The organism is Streptomyces sp. NBC_00341, assembly GCF_041435055.1.
GTDB lineage: Bacteria > Actinomycetota > Actinomycetes > Streptomycetales > Streptomycetaceae > Streptomyces.
Window position 1 is genome coordinate 1,330,092 of sequence record NZ_CP108002.1, and the last position, 24,253, is coordinate 1,354,344.

Genomic DNA, 24,253 nt, shown 5'->3' on the forward strand with positions numbered 1-24,253 from the left:
TCGTACTGAGCGGCGCCGGTGGCTACTGCTCCCGGCGGAGGTTCGGCTTGAGGTCCTTGAAGCGGGCCAGCAGGCCGTTCACGAAGGACGGGGAGTCGTCGGTGGAGAACTCCTTGGCGATCTGCACCGCCTCGTCGATCACCACCGCGTCCGGGGTCGCGTCCACCCAGATCAGCTCGTACGCACCGAGCCGCAGGATGTTTCGGTCGACGACCGGCATCCGGTCGATCTCCCAGTCCACGGCGTAGGTGACGATGAGGTCGTCGATGCGGTCCGCGTACTGCGCGTACCCCTCGACGAGCTCCATCGTGTACTCGGTGACCGGCGGCTGACGGGTGTCGGACCGCGAGTGCCGCACCCAGTCCGCGAGGACCGTCTGCACGGACTCACCGCGCTGGTCGGCCTCGAAGAGGATCTGGAAGGCGCGCTTGCGGGCCGTGTTCCGGGCAGCCACGGTTAGCTGTTCACCCGGCCGAGGTAATCGCCCGAGCGGGTGTCGACCTTGATCTTCTCGCCGGTCGTGATGAAGAGCGGGACACCGATCTCGTAACCGGTCTCCAGTGTGGCGGGCTTGGTGCCGCCGGTGGAGCGGTCGCCCTGGACGCCCGGGTCCGTGTGCTGGATGACGAGCTCGACGGCGGCCGGCAGCTCGACGTAGAGCACCTCGCCCTCGTGCTGCGCGACGGAGGCGGTGAAGCCCTCGATCAGGAAGTTGGCGGCTGCGCCGACGGACTTGCGGTCGACCATCAGCTGGTCGTACGTGTCCATGTCCATGAAGACGAAGTACTCGCCGTCCATGTACGAGAACTGCATGTCGCGTCGGTCAATGGTGGCCGTTTCGACCTTCACACCGGCGTTGAACGTCTTGTCGACGACCTTGCCGGAGAGCACGTTCTTGAGCTTGGTGCGCACGAAGGCGGGGCCCTTGCCGGGCTTGACGTGCTGGAACTCGACGACGGACCAGAGCTGGCCTCCGTCGAGCTTGAGCACCAGGCCGTTCTTGAGGTCGTTCGTGGAAGCCACGGTTGCGGAATCTCCTGGACTGAAGCTGGTGGAACGACCGAGGATGCGCGCTAGAGCGCGAGCAGCTCCTTGGTCGTAATGGTGAGTAGCTCGGGTCCGCCGTCCGCCTCGGGGCGCACGACGAGCGTGTCATCGATCCGGACCCCGCCCCGGCCCGGGAGGTGGACCCCCGGTTCGACGGTGACCGGCACACAAGCGTCCAGTTTACCCATGGCCGCAGGTGCCAGTTGCGGGTCCTCGTCGATTTCGAGCCCGACCCCGTGCCCGGTCCGGGTCACAAGGCCCTCACCATGGCCTGCGGAGTCCAGCAGGTGGCGGGCCGCGCGGTCCACGTCGCGGTAGGCGGCGCCGGGCACAAGTGCCTCCCGTCCAGCCCTCTGAGCGGCGAAAACCAGGTCGTAGAGCTCGATCTGCCAGTCGGCCGGAGCGGTGCCGATGACGAAGGTGCGGCCGATCTCGCACCGGTAGCCGCGGTAGTTCGCGCCGAGGCAGACGGAGAGGAAATCCCCTTCCTCCACCCTTCGGTCCGAGGGCCTGTGACGGCCCCGGCCGGAGTTGGGACCGGTGGCGACGGACGTGGTGAAGGCGGGGCCGTCGGCGCCGTGGTCCACCAGCCGGCGTTCCAGTTCCAGCGCGAGGTGCCGCTCGGTGCGGCCGACCAGGATCGATTCGAGGAGTTCACCGAGCGCCTGGTCGGTGATCTCGGCGGCGATCCGCAGGCAGCCGATCTCCTCCTCGTCCTTGACGATGCGCAACTGCTCGACGGTGACCCCGAGGTCGGCCAGCCGGAGCTTCGGGGCGACCGCGCCCATCGCCCGGTGCCGGGCCACGGTCAGATCGTGCTCCTCGACGGCCAGCGACTCCGCGCCCGCGGAGGTGGCCAGAGTGGCGGCGGCGACCACCGGATCGCCGCCGGTGACCGACAGCAGGTCCACCCGGAGCTGTTCGTCGGTACGTCCGTCGGCCGGGTCACCGGTCGGCGGACGGGGGCAGAGCAGAACGTCCTCGTCGGGGCCGAGCAGCAGCACGGCGCCCGGCGGCGCTCCCCCTGCCAGATAGCGGACATTGGCGGGGCGGGAGACCAGGGCGGCCGCGGATCCGACGGCGGCGCACCGGTCGCGGAGCAGCCCGCGTCGGACGGCGTACACCTCTGACATGCATCGAGCGTACGAGCGCGGCCCCGGGCCCGCGCGGTCAGCGCACCCGACCGGGGGGCGGTGCCCGGCGAGGAGGTGGGCCCCGGGCCCGGCTACCAGGCCGGGGGGCTGGCTATGGAGCGGGCGAGTATGTCGTCCAGGACGCGGGCGGTGGTCTCCACGTCGTACGTGGAGTTGTCGATGATCGGCAGCCCGGAGCCGTACCAGCCGGCCATCCGGCCGTGGATGCGGGCGACCTCCTCGTCCGAGAGGCGGCGGTTGCCGCTGCGGGCGGCGTTGCGCTCCAGGACGACCTCCAGGCCCGGCAGCAGGACGACGGGCAGCAGCCCGGGGCCGACGTGGCGCTTCCAGCCGCCGAGGCCGACCACGGGGCGGTCCGGGAAGACCGCGTCGTCGAGGATGCAGGAGATGCCGTTGGCCAGGAAGTTGCGGGCGGAGAAGCCGCAGGTGCGGCGCGCCAGCCGGTACTGGGCCTCCGACTGGTCGTTCCACCCCGCCTGCGGGTCCGCGAAGCCGGAGCAGACCCACTCCCGGACGTCGTCGAGGCTGACGTGGGCGGTGGGGACCCGGCGGCGGCTGGCCCAGAGCTTGGCCACGGTGGTCTTTCCGGCGCCCGCGGGGCCGATCAGGAGCACGGCGAGGGTCGCGGTACCGGTCCCGGGCTCTGCGGGCGGCGCGGGCAGCGGTACGGGCCCGCCCGGCGGCAGCTGGATGTGCCCGGTGCTCTCCCGGGAGACCGGCGCCGGTGCCTGGTGCGGTGCCGGTCCGCTCCAGCCCTGGCCCTGCGCCTGCTGGGCGGGCGGGGCCTGCGGCGGCGCGGCGGGGCGCCCGGCCGGCGGCGGGGGGGCGGGGCGGCTCGACGGGGGCGGGCCGGGGGGACCGGCCGGTGGCGGGACCGGCGGGCCGGGGTGGCCGGGGTGCTGGGCCTGCTGCGACCATCCGACAGGCCCGGTCCCGGGCCCGTGGGGCGGCGGCAGCGGTGCCCCCACTGCGTGCTGCATCCGGTGGCACTCCGTCTCGTACAGGCAACTGGCGCTGGTGGAACGGCAACCGTACAGTCCCCGGCCGCCACACAGGGAACGGCCGGGGACCGTACGAAGTGCCCCGATGGCCGAGTCGGGCCACGTCGGCCGTGCGGTGCGACGGTCCGTCAGTCCGTCAGCTCGTCCGCCAGGGCCCGCAGCGCGAGCCGGTAGGAACCGATGCCGAACCCCGCCACGGTCCCGGTGGCAACCGGTGCGACCACGGAGTTGTGGCGGAATTCCTCGCGCGCGTACGGGTTCGAGATGTGCACCTCGATCAGCGGGGCGGTGCGCTGGGCGGCAGCGTCCCGCATTCCGTACGAATAGTGCGTGAAGGCGCCCGGGTTGAGAACGACCGGAATCGAACCGTCCGCGGCCTCGTGGAGCCAGCGGATCAGCTCCCCCTCGTCGTTGGTCTCCCGGACGTCGACGTCGAAGCCGAGCTCCTTGCCGAGCGTGCGGCAGGCCTCGACGAGCCCGGCGTACGAGGTGGCCCCGTAGACGTCGGGCTCACGGGAGCCCAGCCGGCCGAGGTTGGGCCCGTTGAGGACGAGGACCCGTCGGGTCACGCCGACACCTCCCCGTAGGCGGCGAGCAGAACGGCCGGGTCGGGACCCTCCAGGACGGTGGGCTTGCCGAGGCCGTCCAGGACGATGAAGCGCAGCAGGTCGCCGCGGGACTTCTTGTCGACCTTCATGTTCTCCAGCAGCTTGGGCCACTGGTCGCCGCGGTAGGTGAGCGGCAGCCCGACGGACTCCAGGACGGCGCGGTGCCGGTCGGCGGTCGCGTCGTCCAGGCGCCCGGCCAGCCGGCCCAGTTCGGCGGCGAAGACCATGCCGACCGAGACGGCCGCGCCGTGCCGCCACTTGTAGCGCTCGTTCTTCTCGATCGCGTGCGCCAGGGTGTGGCCGTAGTTGAGGATCTCGCGCAGCCCGGACTCCTTGAGGTCGCTGGAGACGACCTCGGCCTTGACCCGGATGGCGCGTTCGATCAGCTCGGAGGTGTGCGGTCCGGCCGGTGTGCGCGCGCCCTGCGGGTCGGCCTCGACGAGGTCGAGGATGGCCGGGTCCGCGATGAAGCCGGCCTTGATGATCTCGGCCACGCCGCTGACGTAGTCGTTGACAGGCAGCGAGTCGAGGGCGGCGAGGTCGCAGAGCACTCCGGCGGGCGGGTGGAAGGCGCCGACGAGGTTCTTGCCCTCCGCGGTGTTGATGCCGGTCTTGCCGCCGACGGCAGCGTCGACCATGGCGAGCACGGTGGTGGGTACGGCGATCCAGCGCACTCCGCGCAGCCAGGTCGCGGCGACGAAGCCCGCGACGTCCGTGGTGGCGCCGCCGCCCACGCCGACGATGACGTCGGTGCGGGTGAAGCCGGTCTGGCCGAGCGCCTTCCAGCAGTAGGCCGCGACCTCGACGGTCTTGGCCTCCTCGGCGTTCGGCAGCTGGATCGCGATGGCCTCGTAGCCCTGGTCCGCGAGGTCCTGGCGGACGGCCTCGCCGGTCTCCGCGAGCGCCTCGGGGTGCAGGATCGCGACGCGCTTGACGCGGTCACCGATGAACGCGGGGAGCTCGCCCAGCAGTTGCCGGCCGATCACCACCTCGTACGGGTCGGTGCCCGCGCTGCCGGCGATCTGGATTCGGGTGGGTCCCTGCTCGGTCATCGTTGCGTTCTCCCGGCCGGACGACGGCGCGTCCGGCAGTTCCAGTGCTTCGAGGACCGCCTGGGCGACCTCGTGCGGTGTGCGCTCGTCGGTCGCGACGACCGCGCGGGCCACATCCGTGTAGAGGTGGCGGCGGGCCTCCATGAGTTCGCGCCACTGCCGGCGCGGATTCACGGCGAGCAGCGGGCGCGCGGTGTTCAGCCCGACCCGCTTGACCGCTTCGTCGACGTCCATCGAGAGGTAGACGACGGCGTGGCCGGCCAGCAGGTCGCGCGTCGCCTCGTCGAGGACGGCGCCGCCGCCGAGCGAGAGGACACCCGTGTGCTCCGCGACCGCGTCGTGCACGGCCCGGCTCTCCAGTTCGCGGAACCGCTCCTCGCCCTCGTCGTAGAAGATCTCCGCGATCGGTTTCCCGGCCGCGGCGACGACGTCCGCGTCGGTGTCCCGGTAGGTGGTGCCGAGCCGTTCGGCGAGCAGCTCGCCGACGGTGGACTTGCCGACGCCCATCGGGCCGACCAGGACGATCAGCGGGGCGCTCATCGGATCTGCAGGTGGTCGAGGTACGACTGCACGTTGCGGTGGGTCTCGGGGACACTGTCGCCGCCGAACTTCTCCGCGACCGCGTCGGCGAGCACCAGCGCGACCATCGCCTCCGCGACGATCCCGGCGGCCGGGACCGCGCAGACATCGGAGCGCTGGTGGTGGGCCTTGGCGGGCTCGCGGGTCACCACGTCGACGGTGGCCAGGGCGCGCGGCACGGTCGCGATGGGCTTCATCGCGGCCCGCACGCGCAGCAGCTCGCCGGTGGTGAGACCGCCCTCGGTGCCGCCGGAGCGCCCGGAGGCGCGCTTGATGCCGTCCTCGGTCACCAGGATCTCGTCGTGCGCCTGCGATCCCGGCACCCGGGCCAGATCGAAGCCGTCCCCGACCTCGACGCCCTTGATGGCCTGGATGCCCATGAGCGCGGCGGCGAGGCGGGCGTCGAGCCGGCGGTCCCAGTGCACGTGCGAACCGAGGCCGACCGGCACCCCGTACGCCAGCACCTCGACCACACCGCCGAGCGTGTCGCCGTCCTTGTGTGCCTGGTCGATCTCCGCGACCATCTGCTTGCTCGCGTCCTCGTCGAGGCAGCGCACCGGGTCGGCGTCGAGCTTCTCGACGTCGGCCGGCGTCGGGTAGACCCCGTACGGCGCCTTGGCGGCGGCCAGCTCGACGACATGGCTGACGATCTCGATGCCGGCCGTCTCCTTGAGGTACGACCGGGCGACCGCTCCGAGGGCGACGCGCGCCGCGGTCTCCCGGGCGCTGGCGCGCTCCAGGATCGGCCGGGCCTCGTCGAAGCCGTACTTCTGCATGCCGGCGAGGTCGGCGTGGCCGGGCCGGGGGCGAGTCAGCGGGGCGTTACGGGCCTGCGCGGCCAGCACGTCGGGGTCGACCGGGTCGGCCGACATGACCTGCTCCCACTTGGGCCACTCGGTGTTGCCCACCATCACGGCGACCGGCGAACCCATGGTCAGGCCGTGCCGGACCCCGCCCAGGAAGGTGACCTCGTCCTGCTCGAACTTCATCCGGGCGCCGCGGCCGTATCCGAGCCGTCGCCGGGCGAGCGCGTCCGCCACCATCTCCGTGGTGACCGGGACACCGGCGGGAAGACCCTCCAGCGTCGCCACCAGTGCGGGGCCGTGCGACTCCCCCGCGGTCAGCCAGCGCAACCTGCTCAACGGTGCTCCTCATGCTCGCGCCTGAAATCCGAACGGCGCGACCGGGTGCGCGGCCCTGGCCCGCCGCCCCCGATCCTCCCACGGACCGGACGGCCGACCCGCCGCCGGTCCAGCAGACGGACGGATCGAGCGGCGAGTAACGCGGTCAGCGAGCGGCCAGTGCCTGCTCGCCGGCCTGCCGCATGGCGGCCAGCGGCGCGGGCGTACGGCCCGTCATCTGCTCGACCTGGAGGACCGCTTGGTGCACCAGGAGATCGAGACCTCCGATGACCGCGCCGTCGTGGGCCGCCCAGGCGGCTGCGAGCCCGGTGGGCCAGGGCTCGTACAGCACGTCGAAGAGCGTGCCCGGAGCCTTGGGCAGCGCTCCGGTCAGCGCGTCCGTGGCTCCGGCCGGGGTGGTCGCGATGACCAGCGGGGCCCGCAGCGCCTGCTCTGCCTCCGCCCAGTCGGCGATCCGGACGTCGACGCCGAGCCGTTCGCCCCAGCCGCGCATCTCGTCACCGCGTTCCCGGCTGCGGACGTAGGCCGTGACCGGTCCCGTACAGATCTCGGAGAGGGCGGCGAGGGCGGAGGAGGCGGTGGCTCCGGCGCCGAGGACGGCCGCGGACTCCGTCTTCTCGACGCCCCGCTCGCGCAGCGCGGCGATCATGCCGGGGATGTCGGTGTTGTCGCCGGCCCGCCGGCCGTCCTCGGTGAGGACGACGGTGTTGACGGCCTCGACCGAGGCGGCGGTCTCGCTGATCTCGTCCAGCAGCGGGATGACCGCCCGCTTGAGCGGCATGGTCAGCGAGAGCCCGGCCCAGGTTCCGTCCAGGCCCTCGACAAAGCCGGGCAGCGCGGCCTCGTCGGTCTCGTACCGGTCATAGGTCCAGTCGTCGAGGCCGAGTGCGGTGTACGCGGCCCGGTGCAGGACCGGGGAGAGCGAGTGGGCGATGGGCGAGCCGAGAACGGCAGCCCTGTGACGCCCGTCAGTCGATGCCATGAATTTTATTGAATTTCTCTGTGAGTTTCGCGTGCTCTGCGGCCGTCTTCGTGAAATCGGTCTTCTTGCCGTCGAGCGAGATAAAGAACATCCACCCATCACCGGTGGGACTGAGCGTCGCACGCAGAGCCTCGTCCCCGGGATTACTGATGGGGCCCGGCGGAAGACCGGCGTGGTAATAGGTGTTGTACGGATCCGGGTTGGTACGGATCTCGGACAGGTTGATCTTGATCTTGCTCTGCTTGTTCAGGTAATTGAACGCGGAGTCGAATTCGAGCTTACGGTTCGTTGCCGTGTTGTCCGGCTTCAGGCGGTTGTAGACGACTTCGGCCATCTTGCGGAAGTCCTCATGCGTGAGACCTTCCGCCTGGACCAGGCTGGCCACGGTGAGCACCTGCCACGGGCCGTCCAGCTTGTACTTCTTGGCGGTTCCTTCGAGGTCGAGCTTCTTGTACTCGTCGTCGGACCGCGAGACCATCTTCTCGAGGATCGCCTCCGGCTTGGTCTCCTTCGTCACCGGATACGCGGCCGGGTAGAGGAAGCCTTCCAGCGGGTCCTTGATGTCCTTGCTCTTGCTCGCCCAGCCGGGCAGGCCCAGATCGGACTTCTTGGACTTGGCGATGCCCTCTGTCGTGCCCGCCTTGAGGCTCAGCTTCTTGTCGATCAGCGCGTAGACGGCGGCATTGCGAGAACCCTCGGGAATCACCAGCAGGTTCTGGCTCTTCGGGTCGAGCATCATCTTCAGGGCCTCGGACGCGGCCATCTTCTCGTGCAGGAGATAGACACCGGCCTGGATCGACTTGCCCTTGGGCTCCTCGCTCTGCGCGGAGACGAAGGCGTCGACGCTCTTGACCACACCCTGCTTCTTCAGGATGTTGGCGATGTCGTACCCGTACGAGCCCTTGGGGATCTCGATCTCGACGGACCCGGAGCCGCTGCCCGCGTAGTCCTCCGCCGGGCCGAATTTGTCCTGGTAGTACGAGTAGCCGAAGTAGCCCACTCCGCCTACGCCGCCGACCAGGACAAGAGAGATGACCAGGCAGGCGCAGCCGCTGCGGCCCTTCTTCTTCTTGCCCTTGCCCCGGCGCTCGTCCCCGCCCCCACGGCGGGAGTCGCGGGGGTCATCGTCGTCGTCGTAGTCGTCGTCCTTGCCGTCGCTGTCGTCCACACCCGTGAAGAAGGGGTGGGTCTCCTCCGGCTGGACCTCGGGGTCCCAGTCGGGGTTCTGCGCAGGCGTCTGTTCGGGTGCGTGTTCGGCCACTTGCTCGGGCGCCGCCCGGCGGCGGCCGGGGGGCTGCGGCGGCGGGTAGGCCTCGGGGGTGCCGTAGTAGTCGTTCGTCTCGCCGTAGCCGTACCCGGCGGCGGGCTGACCCTCGTACGGCATCGCGGCCGGCTGCTGCCCGGTGTCCCAGCCGCCGTTATAGGGAGGCTGCTGGGCGTACGGGTCCTGCTGGGCGCCGTACTGGGGCTGCTGCTGGTACTGCTGCTGCGCGTACGGGTCCTGCTGCTGTTGCTGGTGCTGCGGCTGCTGCGCGTACGGGTCGTGCTGCTGCTGCGGCTGGGCGTACGGGTCGTGCTGCTGTTGCTGCTGCTGTTGTTGTTGCTGCTGCTGCTGCGCGTAAGGATCCTGCGGCTGCTGGTGCTGCTGCGCGTACGGGTCCTGCGGCTGCTGCTGGGCGGCGTACGGGTCCTGCGGGTAGGGCTGCTGCTGGCCGCCGTACTGGCTCTGGCCGTGGGCAGGCTGCTGGCCTCCCCATCCCTGGTCCCCGTACAAGGGGTCCTCGGGATGCCACGGTTCGGAGCCGGGGCCCCGGCCATACTCAGTCATCGATCCCCTTGAGCCGCGAGACGACGTTCCGTCTCTTTGCTGTGCGGTGTTTGTTCGAACACCGCCGCATCGCGCGGAACGTTACCGTATCGCGATCAGACCACCACTTCGACGCCCTCGCCGGGAGGATTGCCCGAAGCCCGTTCGGACTCCAGAGCGTTCTGAAGGATCACCACAGCGGCAGCCTGGTCAATGACGGAACGGCCTTTTTTGGACTTCACGCCCGATGCGCGCAGGCCCTGACTCGCCGTCACTGTGGTCATCCTCTCGTCCAGCAAACGCACCGGAATGGGTGCGACCGCGCGGGCGAACACATCCGTGAAGGCGCGGACCTTGGCCGCGGCCGGCCCCTCTCCCCCACCGAGGGAGCGGGGCAGGCCGACGATGACCTCGATCGGCTCGTACTCCGCGACGATCTGGCCGAGCCGCCGGTGGGCGGCCGGGACATCGCGTCCCGGCACGGTCTCCACCGGCGTGGCGAGGATCCCGTCGGGGTCGCACGAGGCGACCCCGATCCGGGCGTCCCCGACGTCGATCGCCAGCCGGCGACCGCGGCGCATCCCCGTCATGTCCGGCGTCACGCCGTCTCGGTGACGAGGCGTTCGACAGCGGCGACGGCGTCACCGATGGCGTCCGGGTTCGTACCGCCGCCCTGGGCGACGTCAGGCTTGCCGCCGCCTCCGCCGCCGAGCGTCTTGGCGGCGGCGCGGACCAGGTCACCGGCCTTGAGGCCCCGCTCGCGAGCGGCCTCGTTGGTGGCGATGACGGTCAGCGGGCGGCCGTTGGCCGTGGTGAACAGGGCCACGACGGCCGGCCGGCCGCCCTGGATGCGCCCGCGCACGTCGAGGACGAGCCGGCGCAGATCGTCGGCCGAGGTGCCGTCCGGGACCTGGCCGGTGACCAGGGCGACGCCCCGGACGTCCTGGGCGGAGTCGACGAGTCCGGCGGCGGCCTGGAGGACCTTCTCCGCGCGGAACTTCTCGATCTCCTTCTCGGCGTCCTTCAGCTTGCCGAGCATCCCGGCGATCTTCTCCGGAAGCTCCTCGGGACGGCCCTTGACGAGCTCCTGGAGCTGGGCGACGACCGTGTGCTCCCTGGCGAGGAAGTTGTACGCGTCGACGCCGACGAGGGCCTCGATGCGGCGCACGCCGGAGCCGATGGACGACTCCCCGAGCAGCTTGACCAGACCGAGCTGGGCGGTGTTGTGGACGTGCGTTCCGCCGCACAGCTCCTTGGAGAAGTCCCCGATGGTGACGACCCGGACCCGCTCGCCGTACTTCTCACCGAACTCCGCGATGGCGCCCTGCTTCTTGGCCTCGTCGATGGACATGACCTCGGCCTGGACGTCGAGCTCGCGGGAGAGCACGGTGTTGATCTTCTGCTCGACGTCGGTGAGGACCGTGCCGGGTACGGCGGCGGGCGAGCCGAAGTCGAAGCGGAACCGGCCCGGGGAGTTCTCGGAGCCGGCCTGGGCGGCCGTCGGGCCCAGCGCGTCGCGCAGCGCCTGGTGCGTGAGGTGGGTGGCACTGTGGGCGCGGGCGATGGCCCGGCGGCGGGTGTTGTCGATGGAGGCGAGGGCGGCGGCACCGACCGTGACCTCACCGACCTGGACGACGCCCTTGTGGACGTGGACGCCGGGGACCGGCTTCTGGACGTCGCGGACCTCGATCACCGCGCCGGTGTCGAGCCGGATCCGCCCGGTGTCGGCGAGCTGGCCGCCGCCCTCGGCGTAGAACGGGGTGCGGTCCAGGACGACCTCGACCTCGTCGCCCTCCAGGGCGGCGGGCGAGGGGACACCGTCGACGAGGAGGCCGACGATCGTCGACTCGCCCTCGGTCATGGTGTAGCCGGTGAACTCGGTGGCGCCGGAGTTGTCCGCGACCTCGCGGTAGGCGGACAGGTCGGCGTGACCGGTCTTCTTGGCGCGGGCGTCGGCCTTGGCCTTGTCCCGCTGCTCCTGCATGAGGCGGCGGAACCCGTCCTCGTCCACGGACAGGCCCTGCTCGGCGGCCATCTCCAGGGTGAGGTCGATCGGGAAGCCCCAGGTGTCGTGGAGCAGGAACGCCTTGTCGCCGGCGATGACCCGGCCGCCGGCGGCCTTGGTCTCGGTGACGGCGGTCTCAAGGATGTTGGTGCCGCCCTTGAGGGCCTTGAGGAAGGCGGCCTCCTCCGCGAGGGCGACGGTCTCGATGCGCTTGCGGTCGGTGATCAGCTCGGGGTACTGGAGCCCCATCGTCTCGATCACGACGCCGACCAGCTCGTTGACGACCGAGCCGGTGGAGCCCATCAGCCTCATGTTGCGGATGGCGCGGCGCATGATGCGGCGCAGCACGTAGCCGCGGCCCTCGTTGCCGGGGGTGACGCCGTCACCGATGAGCATGACGGAGGTACGGATGTGGTCGGCTACCACCCGGAGCGAGACGTCCGTGCTCCGGGCGGCGCCGTAGCGCACCCCGGTCAGCTCGGTGGCCTTGTCCATGACGACGCGCAGGGTGTCGGTCTCGTACATGTTCTGCACGCCCTGCAGGATCATCGCGAGGCGTTCGAGGCCGAGGCCGGTGTCGATGTTCTTGGAGGGCAGGTCCCCAAGGATCGGGAAGTCGTCCTTGCCGTCGCCGGCGCCGCGCTCGTACTGCATGAAGACCAGGTTCCAGATCTCCACGTACCGCTCGTCGTTGACGGCCGGGCCGCCCTCGACGCCGAACTCGGGGCCTCGGTCGTAGTTGATCTCGGAACAGGGACCGCAGGGGCCGGGGACGCCCATGGACCAGAAGTTGTCCTTCTTCCCCAGGCGCTGGATGCGCTCGGCGGGGACACCGATCCTGTCGCGCCAGATCTGCTCGGCCTCGTCGTCGTCCAGGTAGACCGTGATCCACAGACGCTCGGGGTCGAGGCCGAAGCCGCCGTCCGCCACGGAGCCGGTGAGCAGCTCCCAGGCGTAGTCGATGGCGCCTTCCTTGAAGTAGTCGCCGAAGGAGAAGTTCCCGCACATCTGGAAGAAGGTGCCGTGCCGGGTGGTCTTGCCGACCTCTTCGATGTCCGGCGTACGGACGCACTTCTGCACGCTGGTGACGCGCGGGGCGGGCGGCTTGACCTCACCGAGGAAGTACGGCTTGAAGGGCACCATGCCGGCCGGGACCAGCAGCAGAGTCGGGTCGTCCGCGATGAGCGACGCCGAAGGGACGACGGTGTGACCGCGCTCCTCGTAGAAGCTCAGCCAGCGGCGGCGAATTTCAGCCGACTCCATCAGTGGTCCTCATTCCGGTTGTACGAGTTGTAGGGGAGCGTGCGGTTGCGGGCGGGCGCCCCGCGCCTGCCGGGCGGCGCCGCCTCGACGGCGAAGTGGGGCTGTACCGGGAGCTCCGGGTCGACCGGGGCTTCGAGCCCCAGCGCCTCGCCCAGCTCGGCCTCGCGCCTGACCATGCCCTCGCGGACGTCCAGCGCGAAGTCCTTGAGCTTGTGACCGGCCATCACCGCCTTGTCGGCGGCCTGCGCCGCGAGGCTCTCCGGGGTCAGCTGCTTGATCTTGCGGTTGACCTTGGCGGTGGCCCAGACCCCGGCGGCTGCGCCGGCGGTGAACCAGAACGTACGGCGGAACATCGCTGCGTCAGTCCTTCGATCCGCGGGAGTTTCTGCCGTTGCGCTTCCTGCCACGCGCGGACGGCACGGTCCGGCCGACGATCACCGATCGCCGGGAACGCGCTTCCGGTTCGGGGGCGGTCTTGCGGCCGATGGCCTGCCGGACCCCGTAGCCGAACGCGGCGACCTTGACCAGCGGGCCGCCGAACGTGGAGGCGACGGTGGTGGAGAGCGCAGAGGCGTTGGAGGTGACCTCCTGGACGTCCGTCGCGATCGCGTCGACCTTGTCGAGCTGGGTCTGCGCGGAACGTACGGTCGCGGAGGCGTCAGCGAGCAGCGGGACGGCCTGTTCGGTCACGTCCGCCACGAGTCTGGTGGTCGCCCTGAGCGTCTGCGCGAGCCTCACCAGTACGACGGCGAGGAACGAAACCAGGATCGCCCAGAAGACGGCCACCAGGATCCCGGCCACCTCACCACCGGACACAGTGCACCGCTCTCTCTGGCTTGTCGTCTGTCTCTGCGTTGTTCAGCGCGGTTACGCGCTGTTCCGCAGTGTTCTGCGTTGTTCTGCGTTGTTCTCTGCTTCTTCGGCGGCGGCCCGCGTCGCGGCCGTTCACCGCCTCCGAGCCTATCGCGCCGGGGCTCGCGCCCTGTACCGCATTACCGCCTGGCACGGCGGGAGTTCCCGCAACGAGATTGTACGGAGCGCTTTCGGGCCAGTACTCTGCGTGTTTCATGCGACGCTCTCAGCGCCCCTTCCCCTCCTCCGACGGTCCGGATACACCGCCCTCCGCCCGTGGCGGACCCGCACGCGGCCTTCCGGGCAATCTCCCGGCGGAACTGAACAGGTTCGTGGGACGTGACGACGAGTTGGCCGAGCTCACCGGACTCCTGGAGGAGTCCCGGCTGGTCACCGTCGTGGGCGTGGGCGGGGTCGGCAAGACCCGGCTGGTCACCAGGGCCGCGGCCCTCCTGGAGAAACGGTACTGCGACGGGGTCTGGCTGCTGGAGCTGTCCGACGTCCACGATCCGGAGCTGCTGGAACACGCACTCGTCGACGCGCTGGGCCTGACCGACCACACCAACAGGCCGCCGCGCGCCACGCTCCTCGATTACTGCGCCGGGCGCCGGCTCCTGCTGGTGATCGACGGATTCGAACATCTCGTGGACGCCTGTGCGGAGTTGGTACGGGACCTGCTGCGCCGGGCCCCCCGGCTGCGGGTACTGGCGGCCGGCCGGCTGCCGATGGAACTCGACGGCGAGGCCACCTATCCGCTCGCGACCATGACCGACCGGGACGCGCTCCGGCTCTTCGCGGAGCGGGCCACCGCGGTGCAGCCGGAGTTCCGGCTGACCGAGCACACCCGGGGCGCGGTCCAGGAGCTGTGCCGGCGGCTGGACGGGATTCCGCTCGCGCTGGAGCTGGCGGCCGGGCGGCTGCGGGCGCTCTCGGCCGAGCAGGTGCTCGAACGCCTCGACGACCGCTTCCGGCTGCTGACCGGCGGCAGCCGCAGCGCGCTGGCCCGCCATCAGACGCTCCGCACGGCCATCGGCTGGAGCCATGAGCTCTGCGTCCCGGAACAGCGGCTGCTGTGGTCACGGCTCTCGGTCTTCGCCGGGCAGTTCGACCTGGAGGCGGTCGAGTACGTCTGCAGCGGCTCCGAGCTGCCGGCCGACTCGGTGCTCGACGTGCTCTCCGGGCTGCTCGCCCAGTCCATCGTGCTGCGGGAGGACTCGGCGGCCGGCACCCGCTACCGGATGCTCGACACGGTGCGCGAGTACGGCGCCGAGTGGCTGGCGGCCACCGGGGAGACGGAGCGGCTGCGACGGCGTCACCGCGACTGGTTCCTGGGGCTGGCGACCTGGTGCGAACTGGACTGGTTCAGCCCTCGGCAGAGCGAGGTGGCGGCCCGGGTGGAGAGCGAACTGCCCAATCTGCGGCGGGCCATGGAGTGTTCGCTGGAGTGCCCGGAGGAGGCGCATCTCGCCCAGTACCTGGCGGGCACGCTCTGGTTCCTGTGGGTCGGCTGCGGGCGGCTCTCGGAGGGGCGGCACTGGCTGGACCACGTGCTGGAGGAGGAGACCCCGTACGACTCCTCAAGGCTGAAGGCGCTGTGGGTGCTCGGCTATGTCGCGGTGCTGCAGGGGGACCCGGTGGGGGCGATCTCGGCGCTGACCGAGTGCCGGGAGGAGGCGGAGGCGGCCGGTGACGCCACGGCCTCGGCGTACGCGCTGCACCGCACCGGCTGCCTGGCCCTCGTCACGGACGACACGGCGCGGGCGCAGGAACTGCTGCATGAGGCACTCGGCCGCTACCGGGAGCTCGGGGAGCTGAACAGCAACGTGCTGATGGCCCAGGTCGAACTGGCGATGTCGGTCGGGTTCCGGGGCGAACTGGACCGCGCGGTCACGATCTGCGAGGAGGTCCGGGAGATCTGCGAGGACCACGGGGAGCGATGGGCCCTCAGTTACGCGCTGTTCGTCCTGGCCTTCGCCGCCCTGGAGCGGGGCCGCCCTGCACGGGCCAGGGAACTCCTCGGGGAGTCGCTGTCCATCAGCCACGCCTTCCACGACCTGCTCGGCACCGTGCTCTCGCTGGAACTGCTGGCGCTGGTCACGGTGGTCGAGGGCGATGCGGACGAGGCGGCGCTGCTACAAGGGGCCGCCGAACAGATCTGGCCATCGGTGGGGCTGCCGCTGTTCGGCTCCGAGCACTACGGGGCGCCCAGGGTCCGGTGCGAGGAGCTGGCCCGCCGGGAGCTGGGCGAGGAGCGGTACGCCTCGCGGCGGCGGGCCGGCGCGGTGCTGGGCACCGACGCGGTGGTGGCCAGGGCGCTGGCCGGTCGCCCCGGGGAGCCGCCGGGCGACGCGGACACCGGCGCACCGGAGGTACCGGGGCCGCTTCCGGAGACCGGGAAGACGCGAAAGCCCGCCGCCTCCCCGGCTTCGGGAAGGGGCGGGCCTGAGCGCTGGTGAAGAGCGGCTACGCCTGAATCAGCGGGCGTAGTACTCGACGACGAGCTGCTCGTCGCAGATCACGGGGATTTCCTTGCGGTTCGGGTCCCGGTCAAGGCGGAAGGCCAGGGCCTTCAGGTTCACCTGCAGGTAGCGCGGGGTCTCACCGTCGGTGTCGTAACCACCCTCGCGGGCAACCTGGAAGGGGTACTTCTCGCGGCTGCGCTCGCGGACCATCACGATGTTGTCGGGACGGACACGGAAGGACGGCTTGTCCACCTTGTGGCCGTCGACCTCAATGTGACCGTGCACGACCATCTGGCGCGCCTGGTAGATCGTCTTGGCGATGCCCGAGCGCAGGACCAGCGCGTCGAGGCGGCGCTCCAGCTCGACGACGAGAGCCTCGCCCGTCTTGCCTTCGGCCTTCTTGGCGCGGTCGTAGGCGCGGGCCATCTGGCGCTCGCTGATGTCGTACTGGGCGCGCAGACGCTGCTTCTCCAGCAGACGGACCTTGTAGTCCGAGTTCTGCTTGCGGCCGCGGCCGTGCTCGCCCGGCGGGTAGGGGCGGGCCTCGAAGTACTTGACGGCCTTCGGCGTCAGCGCAATGCCGAGCGCGCGGCTCTTCTTGACCTTGGGACGCGACTGATTAGGCACGTTCTCCAGACCTCCGTTGTAGGTTAGGTTAGGCTCACCTTACTCAAGGAGATCGCATGTCTCGCCCTGGGAACACCACACACGTCACGGACAGCACAGACAGCGGCAGCACACATGAAAGTGCTGCTACGACGGAAGGCCGATCTGATCGTGGTCAGCCGCGTCCCAGCGGGCTTGAAAACACTCGGATGCCGTCAGCAGCCGAGCGCACACGAACTCTCGTACAGAGTACCTGCTCCTCGGTACTGCTCATCCCCGGCCTCGACTCGGCGGGCTCGGACCAGCTGATGCCGCTGTCCCGCAGCGTGGGCCCGGACGGGGATCTCTTCCTCGAATTCCCCGCGGAATCCCCGGCGGTACGGGCCGCGACACACGCCCAGGACGACGAGCTGACAGCTGTGCTGGAGATCACCGACGTGGCCCCGGTCTCCGTGCCGCACCGCATCCGCGGCCGGGCCCGGGTCTTCGGCTGGCTCACCACCGTACCGGGCATGGCGGGACCCGGCCGGATGCTCCTGCGGCTGGAGACGGGTGAGGCGTACGTCGACGACCTCTGGGGTGCGCAGAGCGTCGAGCCGGAGGAGTTCCGCGACGCGTCCGCCGACCCGCTCGTCATCCACGAGGCGGAGCTGCTGCAGCATCTGCACGCGGCGCACGGCGAACAGCTGGGCACGCTGTCCGGGCTGCTCGGCGAGCGGGCCGCGGCCGGCTGCGCCGCGCACCGGCCTGCCGTCGTACCGCTCGCGCTGGACCGGCTTGGGCTGCGGGTGCGGGTGTGCGAGCGGGACGGCCGGTGCTTCGACGCACGCTTCGAGTTCCCCGAACCGGTGCGTGATGTGAACGAGCTGCGGCACGCCATGCACACGCTCTTCGACGCGGCCGCACGCTGAGGGGCCGGGCCCCCGCTAGGTACCGGACGGGCCCGCTTCGCCGTCGCCGCCGGTACGGCCGAGCCGCTCGCGGACCCGGTCCGCCACGTCCGCGTAACGCGCCTCCGCGCCGTACCGGGTGGGCTGGTAGTAGCGCTTGTCGCGCACCGCGTCCGGGGCGTACTGCTGGGCGGCGATACCGCCGGGGACGTCATGCGGATAGACATAGCCCTGCGCGTGACCCAGCTTGGCGGCGCCCTTGTAGTGGCCGTCGCGCAGATGGGCCGGGACGGGTCCCGCCAGGCCCTTGCGCACGTCGTCCTGGGCGGCGGAGATCGCCAGCGTCGCCGCGTTGGACTTGGGTGCGAGCGCCAGGGCGATCGTGGCGTGGCTGAGGGTGAGCGCCGCCTCGGGGAAGCCGATCATCGCGACGGCCTGGGCCGCCGCGACCGCCGTGGGCAGCGCCGTGGGGTCCGCGAGGCCGATGTCCTCGCTGGCCGAGATCATCAGCCGCCGGGCGATGAACCGGGGGTCCTCCCCGGCCTCGATCATCCGGGCCAGATAGTGCAGCGCGGCATCGACGTCCGAGCCCCGGATGGACTTGATCAGGGCGCTCGCCACGTCGTAGTGCTGGTCGCCGTCCCGGTCGTACTTCACCGCGGCGCGGTCGACCGTCTCCTCCAGGGTCAGCAGGGTGATCTCCGGCTCCCCCTTGGACAGTGCCGCACCGGCCGCCGCCTCCAGCGCCGTCAGCGCACGGCGCGCGTCACCGCCCGCGATGCGCAGCAGATGCTCCTCCGCGTCCTCCGGCAGCGTCACCGCGCCGCCGAGTCCGCGCTCGTCGGCCAGGGCGCGGTGCAGCAGGTCGCGCAGGTCGTCGTCGGTCAGCGATTCGAGGGTCAGCAGCAGGGAACGCGAGAGCAGCGGCGAGATGATCGAGAAGTACGGATTCTCGGTGGTGGCCGCGATCAGCGTCACCCAGCGGTTCTCGACGGCCGGGAGCAGTGAGTCCTGCTGCGCCTTGGAGAAGCGGTGGATCTCGTCCAGGAAGAGGACGGTCTCCTTGCCGTAGCCGCCGGTGGCGCGCCGGGCGCCCTCGATGACCGCCCGCACTTCCTTGACGCCCGCGGTGATCGCGGAGAGCTCGACGAAGCGTTTGTTGGTGGCCTTGCTGACCACGTAGGCCAGGGTCGTCTTGCCGATGCCGGGTGGGCCCCAGAGGATCACGGACGAGGGACCGGCCGGTCCCCCGCTCCCCTCTCCGACGAGGCGGCGCAGCGGTGAGCCCGGTTTGAGCAGGTGCTGCTGGCCGACGACCTCGTCGAGGGTACGCGGACGCATCCGGACAGCGAGGGGGCTGCTGGACGGGTCCTTCTCCTGGCGGTCTTCGGCTGCTGCGGTAAAGAGGTCGGGCTCCACGCTTTGAAGCCTATGTCACCGGACTGACAACCCTGCCGGGCCCGGGTGGAGCCGCAGCGCGTACGGGTCGCTCAGCTGGTCCAGAAGTCCCACCAGCGGGTCAGGATGAGCATGCCGATGATGCCGACCCACAGGACCGGCGGCACCCAGTGGAACTCGGTCAGTCCGTTGCGCAGCCAGCTGGGCGCCGGAATGATCCGGTGCTTGATGTTGTGCGTGGTGACGTAGCAGAACATGAAGATCGTGGCGACCCAGGCCAGGCAGCACCACAGGCACAGGGAGTTGATGTTGTACAGCGACTGGTACTGGAGCCAGGTGCAGAAGCCGACACCGAACAGGGTGCCCGCGTTCATCCCCAGCCAGTACCAGCCGCGGAAGCGCGCTCCGGCGAGCAGCGCCAGGCCGATGCCCATGATCACGGGGTAGGTGGCGAGCCCGAGCCACGGGTTCGGGAAGCCGAAGGCGGCCGCCTGGTCGCTCTTCATGATGTTGCCGCAGGACACCACCGGGTTGAGACTGCAGCCCGGGACGAAGCTGGGGTCCTCCATCAGCTTGAGCTTGTCGAGCGTGATGACCCACGCGGCGAGGAGTCCGGCAGCGCCCGTGATCACCAGCAGCAGCGCGAACGCACGACTGCCGCCGATGGTCCTCTTCCCGCCGTCCTCGTCCTGGTCGGAGGAGGGATGGTCAACCGCTGCAGTCGTCATATCGCCATTCCGTCACTGAGTAGCCTGCTGGGCACGGTCATTGTGCCGCACCTGCGCGCCGGTCCTCCGTTCGATGAACATAAAGATGCGCGCGAAATCAGCGTGCGGTTCCGGGTGCGGAAGGCGTCGACGGCACTGAGGGCAGGCGCTCTTGGGCCCGGCCGGGCTGTCGGCCGCCAGGTGCCGGCACCGGCTCTCCCCGGCCGGAACCCCCCGGCAGTATGAATCCAGCTGCACCGAGTTGACGCGACGGGGCCGGGGCGCGGTGTCCCCGGCCGCGGGCGGACGGGGACACCGCCCGCCCGCGACCCGTGCGGGACCTACGCGAGGCGCGCCTTGATCGCCTCGGTCACCTCGGCCAGCGCAACGGCCGTCTGCTCACCGGACTCCATGTCCTTGAGCTGCACGACGCCCTCGGCCAGATCGCGCTCGCCGGCCACGACGGTGAACCGCGCACCCGACCGGTTGGCGCTCTTCATCGCGCCCTTGAGACCGCGGCCACCGAACGCGAAGTCCGCGGCCACCCCCTCGCGGCGCAGCCGCGTCACGACGGCGAACAGCTTGCGCCGGGCCTCCTCGCCGAGCGGGACGGCGAAGACGCTGGTGGTCGAGGGCAGTTCGAGCTCGATGCCCTCCGCCTCCAGGGCGAGCACCGTGCGGTCCACGCCGAGCGCCCAGCCCACCGACGGGAGCGCCGGTCCGCCGATCACCTCGGAGAGGCCGTCGTACCGGCCGCCACCGCCCACCGCGGACTGCGAGCCCAGTCCGTCGTGGACGAACTCGAAGGTGGTGCGGGTGTAGTAGTCGAGGCCCCGGACGAGCTTCTCGTCGTCCTCGTACACCACGCCCGCCTCGTTGAGGAGGTCGCGGACCTCCTCGTGGTACGCCTTGCAGGCGTCGCAGAGGTAGTCGCGCAGCACCGGGGCGCCGGTCAGCTGCTTCTGGACCTCGGGGCGCTTGTCGTCGAGGACCCGGAGCGGGTTGATCTCGATGCGGCGGCGGGTCTCCTCGTCCAGGTCGAGCTCGCGCAGGAAGCCCTGGAGCGCGTCGCGGTAGACGGGCCGGCACTCCTTGTCGCCCAGCGAGTTCAGCAGGATGCGGAACTCACGCAGGCCCAGGGTGCGGTACGCCTGGTCGGCCAGGATGATCAGCTCGGCGTCCAGCGCCGGGTCCTCCGCGCCGATGGCCTCGGCACCGACCTGCGAGAAGTGGCGGTAGCGGCCCTTCTGCGGGCGCTCGTAGCGGTAGTAGGAGCCGGAGTACCAGAGCTTCACCGGCAGGTTGCCGAGCTTGTGGAGGTTGGCCTCCAGCGCGGCACGCAGCACGGAGGCGGTGCCCTCGGGGCGCAGCGCCAGCTGGGAGCCGCCCTTGGTGGTGAGGGTGTACATCTCCTTGCTCACGATGTCGGTGGACTCGCCGACGCCGCGGGAGAAGAGGGCCACGTCCTCGAAGCCGGGGGTCTCGATGTAGCCGTAGCCGGAGTTCTTCAGCGGTGCGGAGATCGCCTCACGCACCGCGAGGTACTTCGCTGAGTCGGGCGGGGTCAGGTCGTACGTGCCCTTGGGGGCCTTGAAGGTGCTCACGATTTCGCTCTCGTCACATTCCTCGTCGGGGCGCGTCCATACCGTGCAGATACGGGTTGGTGGCGCGCTCGCGGCCGATGGTCGTCTGGGGGCCGTGGCCGGACAGCACCACGGTCGAGTCGTCGAGCGGCAGGCACACGCGGGCCAGCGACTCGAGGAGCTCGGCGTGGTCGCCGCCGGGCAGGTCGGTGCGTCCGACGGAGCCGGCGAAGAGCAGGTCGCCCGAGAAGAGAACCGGCGGAACCTCCGCGGCCTCGGGCATCCTGAACGTCACCGACCCCTTGGTATGGCCGGGCGCATGCGAGACACCGAACTCCAGACCGGCCAGCGTGAGCCGGGCGCCGTCGCCCAGCTCCTTGACGTCGTCCGGCTCCCCCACTGTCAGCTCGCCCATGAGCGGCATCCCGATGGAGCGGCCGAGGGCCTTCTCCGGGTCGCTCATCATGTATCGGTCCTCAGGGTGGATCCAGGCGGGGACATCGTGCGCGCCGCACACCGGGACGACCGAGGCGACGTGGTCGATGTGGCCGTGGGTGAGCACGACGGCGACGGGCTTCAGCCGATGCTTGCGCAGTGCTTCCTCGACGCCTGACGCGGCCTGGTGGCCCGGGTCGATGATCACGCACTCCTCACCCGCGGCGGGGGCGACCAGGTAACAGTTGGTCCCCCAGGCCCCGGCGGGGAACCCGGCAATGAGCACGATCGTCCTTAATGGTCGTCCGACGAGGGGTGGCGGCTGCACGGTCGCAGCAGTTCAGAGCCTACCGGCGCTCCTCATTCCACAGCTAACCCATATACGGTACGGGGCAACTCAGGCCCGAACACACGACGTACAAGGAGATCACCCGGTGGTCAGCAGCGATCAGCGGCGGCGGCAGCTCGCCAGGGAGAAGTTCGAGCGGCAGCAGCAGCGCCGGGAGGAGGCCCGTCACCGGACCCGGCGGCTGACGGTCATCATCACCTCCGCGGTGGCCGCGGTGGCCGTCATAGGCGGTATCACGTACTTCGCCACCGGCGACGACGGCAAGAAGGACAAGACCGACGCGGCGGCGAGCGCCAACCCGTCGGCGTCCCCCTCGGCATCTCCCTCGGCGAGCGAGAAGAGCGCGCCCGAGCCGGCGATGAAGATCGACAAGAAGGCGAAGTACACCCTGTCGCTCAAGACGAGCCAGGGCGACATCGCGTTCACGATGGACGCGGCGAAGACCCCGCACACCACGAACTCCTTCAAGTCGCTCGCGGACAAGGGCTTCTTCGACGGCACCAAGTGCCACCGTCTGACCACGCAGGGTATTTTCGTCCTGCAGTGCGGTGACCCCAAGGGCGACGGCACCGGCGGTCCGGGCTACACGATCCCGGACGAGAACCTCACCGCGCTGGGCAAGCCGGGCAAGGACAGCGCGGTGACCTACCCGGCGGGCACGGTGGCGATGGCCAACACGGGCCAGCCGCACACCGGTGGCAGCCAGTTCTTCCTGGTCTACAAGGACACCAAACTGCCGCCCACCTACACGCCGTTCGGCACGATGGACAAGGCGTCGCTGAAGGCCGTCGAGGCCATCGGCAAGGCGGGGGTCACCGGCGGCGCCGCCGACGGTGCGCCGAAGAAGGCCGTGAACATCTCGAAGGCCACCGTCGACAAGGCGTGAGCACCGCGGGCCCCGGCATGATCCGCACGGCGGCACCGGACGCGGGCCGGATAATTTCGGCCGCGCGGAGTGCGGACAGCCGGGTGGCCCGTCGCCTAGATTGGCGTTGTGCAGGGCGGGCGCTGCCCGCCCCAGGAAACTGTGGACGATGCCAGGGGGGTGAACCCTCTCGCGGGCATCAGGTGGAGGAGGCGCTGTGAGCAGCGACCCGTGGGGCCGTGTCGATGAGACAGGCACCGTGTACGTGCGTACCGCCGACGGCGAGCAGGTCGTCGGATCGTGGCAGGCCGGTTCTCCGGCGGAGGCCCTGGCCTACTTCGAGCGCAAGTACGAGGGCATTGTGGTCGAGATCGGCCTCCTGGAGCGGCGGGTGAAGACCACCGATCTGTCCGCGAAGGACGCGACGACCGCCATCGAGCATCTGCGTGCGCAGGTCGACGAGCACCACGCCGTCGGGGACCTGGACGCGCTGCGCAAGCGGCTGGACGCCCTGGTGGCGACGGTCGACTCCCGGCGGGAGGAGCGCAAGGCCCAGAAGGCGAAGCAGACCGACGAGGCGAAGCACGCCAAGGAGGCGCTGGTCGTCGAGGCCGAGGAGCTGGCGCAGAGCGAGCAGTGGCGCTCGGCGGGCGAGCGGCTCCGTGCGCTCGTCGACACGTGGAAGGGCCTGCCCAGGCTCGACCGCAAGTCGGACGACGAGCTGTGGCACCGCTTCTCCCACGCGCGCTCGGCGTTCTCCAAGCGCCGCAAGGCCCACTTCGCCTCGCTGGACGCCCAGCGCGAGGAGGCCCGCAAGGCCAAGGAGAAGCTGGTCGTCGAGGCCGAGTCGCTGTCCCGCTCGTCCGACTGGGGCACGACGGCCGCCCGCTACCGCGACCTGATGACGGAGTGGAAGGCCGCCGGCCGTGCCCAGCGCGAGGCGGAGGACGATCTGTGGAACCGTTTCCGCGGTGCCCAGGACGTCTTCTTCGCCGCCCGCAGTGAGGTGTTCGCGGAGCGTGACGCGGAGCAGGGCGAGAACCTCAAGGTCAAGGAGGAGCTCGCGGTCGAGGCCGAGAAGCTGCTGCCGGTGAAGGACCTGAAGGCCTCCAGGGCGGCGTTCCGGGCCATCAACGAGCGCTGGGAGGCCATCGGCCACGTACCGCGTGACGCCCGCCCGAGGATCGAGGCGCGGATGCACACGGTGGAGCGTGCGCTCCAGGAGGCCGAGGAGTCGGAGTGGCGCCGGACCAACCCGGAGGCCCGTGCCCGTGCCGCGGGTCTGACCGGGCAGCTCCAGTCGGCCGTGGACAAGTTGCGCACCCAGATCGACACGGCGCGCGCCTCGGGCAACAACGCCCGTGCGGACAAGCTCGCCCGCGAGCTGGAGGGCCGGCAGGCGCTCCTTGACCAGGCCCTGAAGGGCCTTGAGGAGTTCGGCGGCTGAGACCGGCCCGCCGGTTTCC

At 70.5% G+C, this 24,253-nt stretch carries 22 protein-coding genes; 4 read left to right on the plus strand and 18 right to left on the minus strand.

Features of this window, described 5'->3' with window-relative positions; all coding sequences use genetic code 11:
* Positions 1–22: 22 nt before the first annotated feature.
* From nusB to OG892_RS05870, 13 genes are all read right to left on the minus strand, one after another.
* A complete protein-coding gene (nusB, locus tag OG892_RS05810) occupies positions 23–454 on the minus strand; it encodes a transcription antitermination factor NusB (protein WP_024490948.1) in 432 nt (143 codons plus the stop codon).
* Between the two features lie 2 nt (positions 455–456).
* A complete protein-coding gene (efp, locus tag OG892_RS05815; RefSeq protein WP_073737549.1) occupies positions 457–1,023 on the minus strand; it encodes an elongation factor P in 567 nt (188 codons plus the stop codon).
* A 50-nt stretch (positions 1,024–1,073) separates the two neighbouring features.
* Positions 1,074–2,180, minus strand: coding sequence for an aminopeptidase P family protein (locus tag OG892_RS05820; protein ID WP_073737548.1), 1,107 nt, complete (start codon positions 2,178–2,180; stop codon positions 1,074–1,076).
* A 92-nt stretch (positions 2,181–2,272) separates the two neighbouring features.
* Entirely contained in the window at positions 2,273–3,181 is a 909-nt protein-coding gene (locus tag OG892_RS05825) for a Pro-rich N-terminal domain-containing protein (RefSeq protein ID WP_328867714.1), read from the minus strand.
* 149 nt (positions 3,182–3,330) lie between these two features.
* Complete coding sequence (aroQ, locus tag OG892_RS05830) at positions 3,331–3,771, minus strand: type II 3-dehydroquinate dehydratase (RefSeq protein WP_024491791.1); 441 nt, start codon at positions 3,769–3,771, stop codon at positions 3,331–3,333.
* A complete protein-coding gene (gene aroB, locus OG892_RS05835) occupies positions 3,768–5,402 on the minus strand; it encodes a 3-dehydroquinate synthase (protein WP_371628616.1) in 1,635 nt (544 codons plus the stop codon). Before aroB ends, aroQ begins: the two co-directional genes overlap by 4 nt.
* Positions 5,399–6,583, minus strand: a complete 1,185-nt coding sequence (gene aroC / locus OG892_RS05840; RefSeq protein ID WP_073737544.1) for a chorismate synthase — start codon at positions 6,581–6,583, stop codon at positions 5,399–5,401. The genes aroB and aroC overlap by 4 nt, the downstream gene beginning before the upstream one ends.
* A gap of 145 nt (positions 6,584–6,728) precedes the next feature.
* Positions 6,729–7,565 carry a shikimate dehydrogenase gene (locus tag OG892_RS05845; protein ID WP_073737543.1) on the minus strand — a complete coding sequence of 279 codons (837 nt, stop codon included), beginning with the start codon at positions 7,563–7,565 and terminating at the stop codon, positions 6,729–6,731.
* Positions 7,552–9,393, minus strand: coding sequence for an endolytic transglycosylase MltG (mltG, locus tag OG892_RS05850; protein ID WP_371628617.1), 1,842 nt, complete (start codon positions 9,391–9,393; stop codon positions 7,552–7,554). Before mltG ends, OG892_RS05845 begins: the two co-directional genes overlap by 14 nt.
* Before the next feature lie 95 nt (positions 9,394–9,488).
* Positions 9,489–9,962 (minus strand): Holliday junction resolvase RuvX, encoded by a 474-nt coding sequence (gene ruvX, locus OG892_RS05855; RefSeq protein WP_199884485.1) that lies wholly within the window; start codon positions 9,960–9,962, stop codon positions 9,489–9,491.
* Positions 9,963–9,970: 8 nt separating this feature from the next.
* On the minus strand, positions 9,971–12,640 hold the full coding sequence (alaS, locus tag OG892_RS05860; RefSeq protein ID WP_073737540.1) for an alanine--tRNA ligase: 2,670 nt from the start codon (positions 12,638–12,640) through the stop codon (positions 9,971–9,973).
* On the minus strand, positions 12,640–12,993 hold the full coding sequence (locus OG892_RS05865; RefSeq protein ID WP_371628618.1) for a DUF6167 family protein: 354 nt from the start codon (positions 12,991–12,993) through the stop codon (positions 12,640–12,642). Before OG892_RS05865 ends, alaS begins: the two co-directional genes overlap by 1 nt.
* Positions 12,994–13,000: 7 nt before the next feature.
* Entirely contained in the window at positions 13,001–13,441 is a 441-nt protein-coding gene (locus OG892_RS05870) for a DUF948 domain-containing protein (RefSeq protein ID WP_073737538.1), read from the minus strand.
* Between the two features lie 266 nt (positions 13,442–13,707).
* Here OG892_RS05870 and OG892_RS05875 point away from each other — a divergent pair, with 266 nt between their 5' ends.
* Positions 13,708–15,948, plus strand: coding sequence for an AAA family ATPase (locus OG892_RS05875; protein WP_073737537.1), 2,241 nt, complete (start codon positions 13,708–13,710; stop codon positions 15,946–15,948).
* Between the two features lie 18 nt (positions 15,949–15,966).
* Here OG892_RS05875 and rpsD read toward each other — a convergent pair whose 3' ends face one another.
* Positions 15,967–16,581: a 30S ribosomal protein S4 gene (gene rpsD / locus OG892_RS05880; protein ID WP_073737536.1), complete on the minus strand. Its 615-nt coding sequence runs from the start codon at positions 16,579–16,581 to the stop codon at positions 15,967–15,969.
* Between the two features lie 188 nt (positions 16,582–16,769).
* Here rpsD and OG892_RS05885 point away from each other — a divergent pair, with 188 nt between their 5' ends.
* The gene (locus OG892_RS05885; protein ID WP_107421833.1) at positions 16,770–17,471 is read left to right on the plus strand and encodes a DUF2470 domain-containing protein; all 702 of its coding nucleotides are present in this window, start codon (positions 16,770–16,772) and stop codon (positions 17,469–17,471) included.
* Positions 17,472–17,486: 15 nt separating this feature from the next.
* Here OG892_RS05885 and OG892_RS05890 read toward each other — a convergent pair whose 3' ends face one another.
* The 4 genes from OG892_RS05890 to OG892_RS05905 all read right to left on the minus strand — a co-directional run bounded on the left by OG892_RS05890 (position 17,487) and on the right by OG892_RS05905 (position 21,859).
* Entirely contained in the window at positions 17,487–18,869 is a 1,383-nt protein-coding gene (locus OG892_RS05890) for a replication-associated recombination protein A (RefSeq protein ID WP_073737535.1), read from the minus strand.
* A gap of 71 nt (positions 18,870–18,940) precedes the next feature.
* Positions 18,941–19,576, minus strand: coding sequence for a vitamin K epoxide reductase family protein (locus OG892_RS05895; RefSeq protein ID WP_073737534.1), 636 nt, complete (start codon positions 19,574–19,576; stop codon positions 18,941–18,943).
* A gap of 320 nt (positions 19,577–19,896) precedes the next feature.
* A complete protein-coding gene (hisS, locus tag OG892_RS05900; protein WP_371628619.1) occupies positions 19,897–21,159 on the minus strand; it encodes a histidine--tRNA ligase in 1,263 nt (420 codons plus the stop codon).
* Between the two features lie 13 nt (positions 21,160–21,172).
* Positions 21,173–21,859: an MBL fold metallo-hydrolase gene (locus OG892_RS05905; protein ID WP_371628620.1), complete on the minus strand. Its 687-nt coding sequence runs from the start codon at positions 21,857–21,859 to the stop codon at positions 21,173–21,175.
* 148 nt (positions 21,860–22,007) lie between these two features.
* On the opposite strand from OG892_RS05905, the gene OG892_RS05910 reads away from it, so the two are divergent.
* The gene (locus tag OG892_RS05910) at positions 22,008–22,808 is read left to right on the plus strand and encodes a peptidylprolyl isomerase (RefSeq protein WP_073737531.1); all 801 of its coding nucleotides are present in this window, start codon (positions 22,008–22,010) and stop codon (positions 22,806–22,808) included.
* Between the two features lie 196 nt (positions 22,809–23,004).
* Positions 23,005–24,234 (plus strand): DUF349 domain-containing protein, encoded by a 1,230-nt coding sequence (locus OG892_RS05915; RefSeq protein WP_073737530.1) that lies wholly within the window; start codon positions 23,005–23,007, stop codon positions 24,232–24,234.
* Positions 24,235–24,253 lie beyond the last annotated feature (19 nt).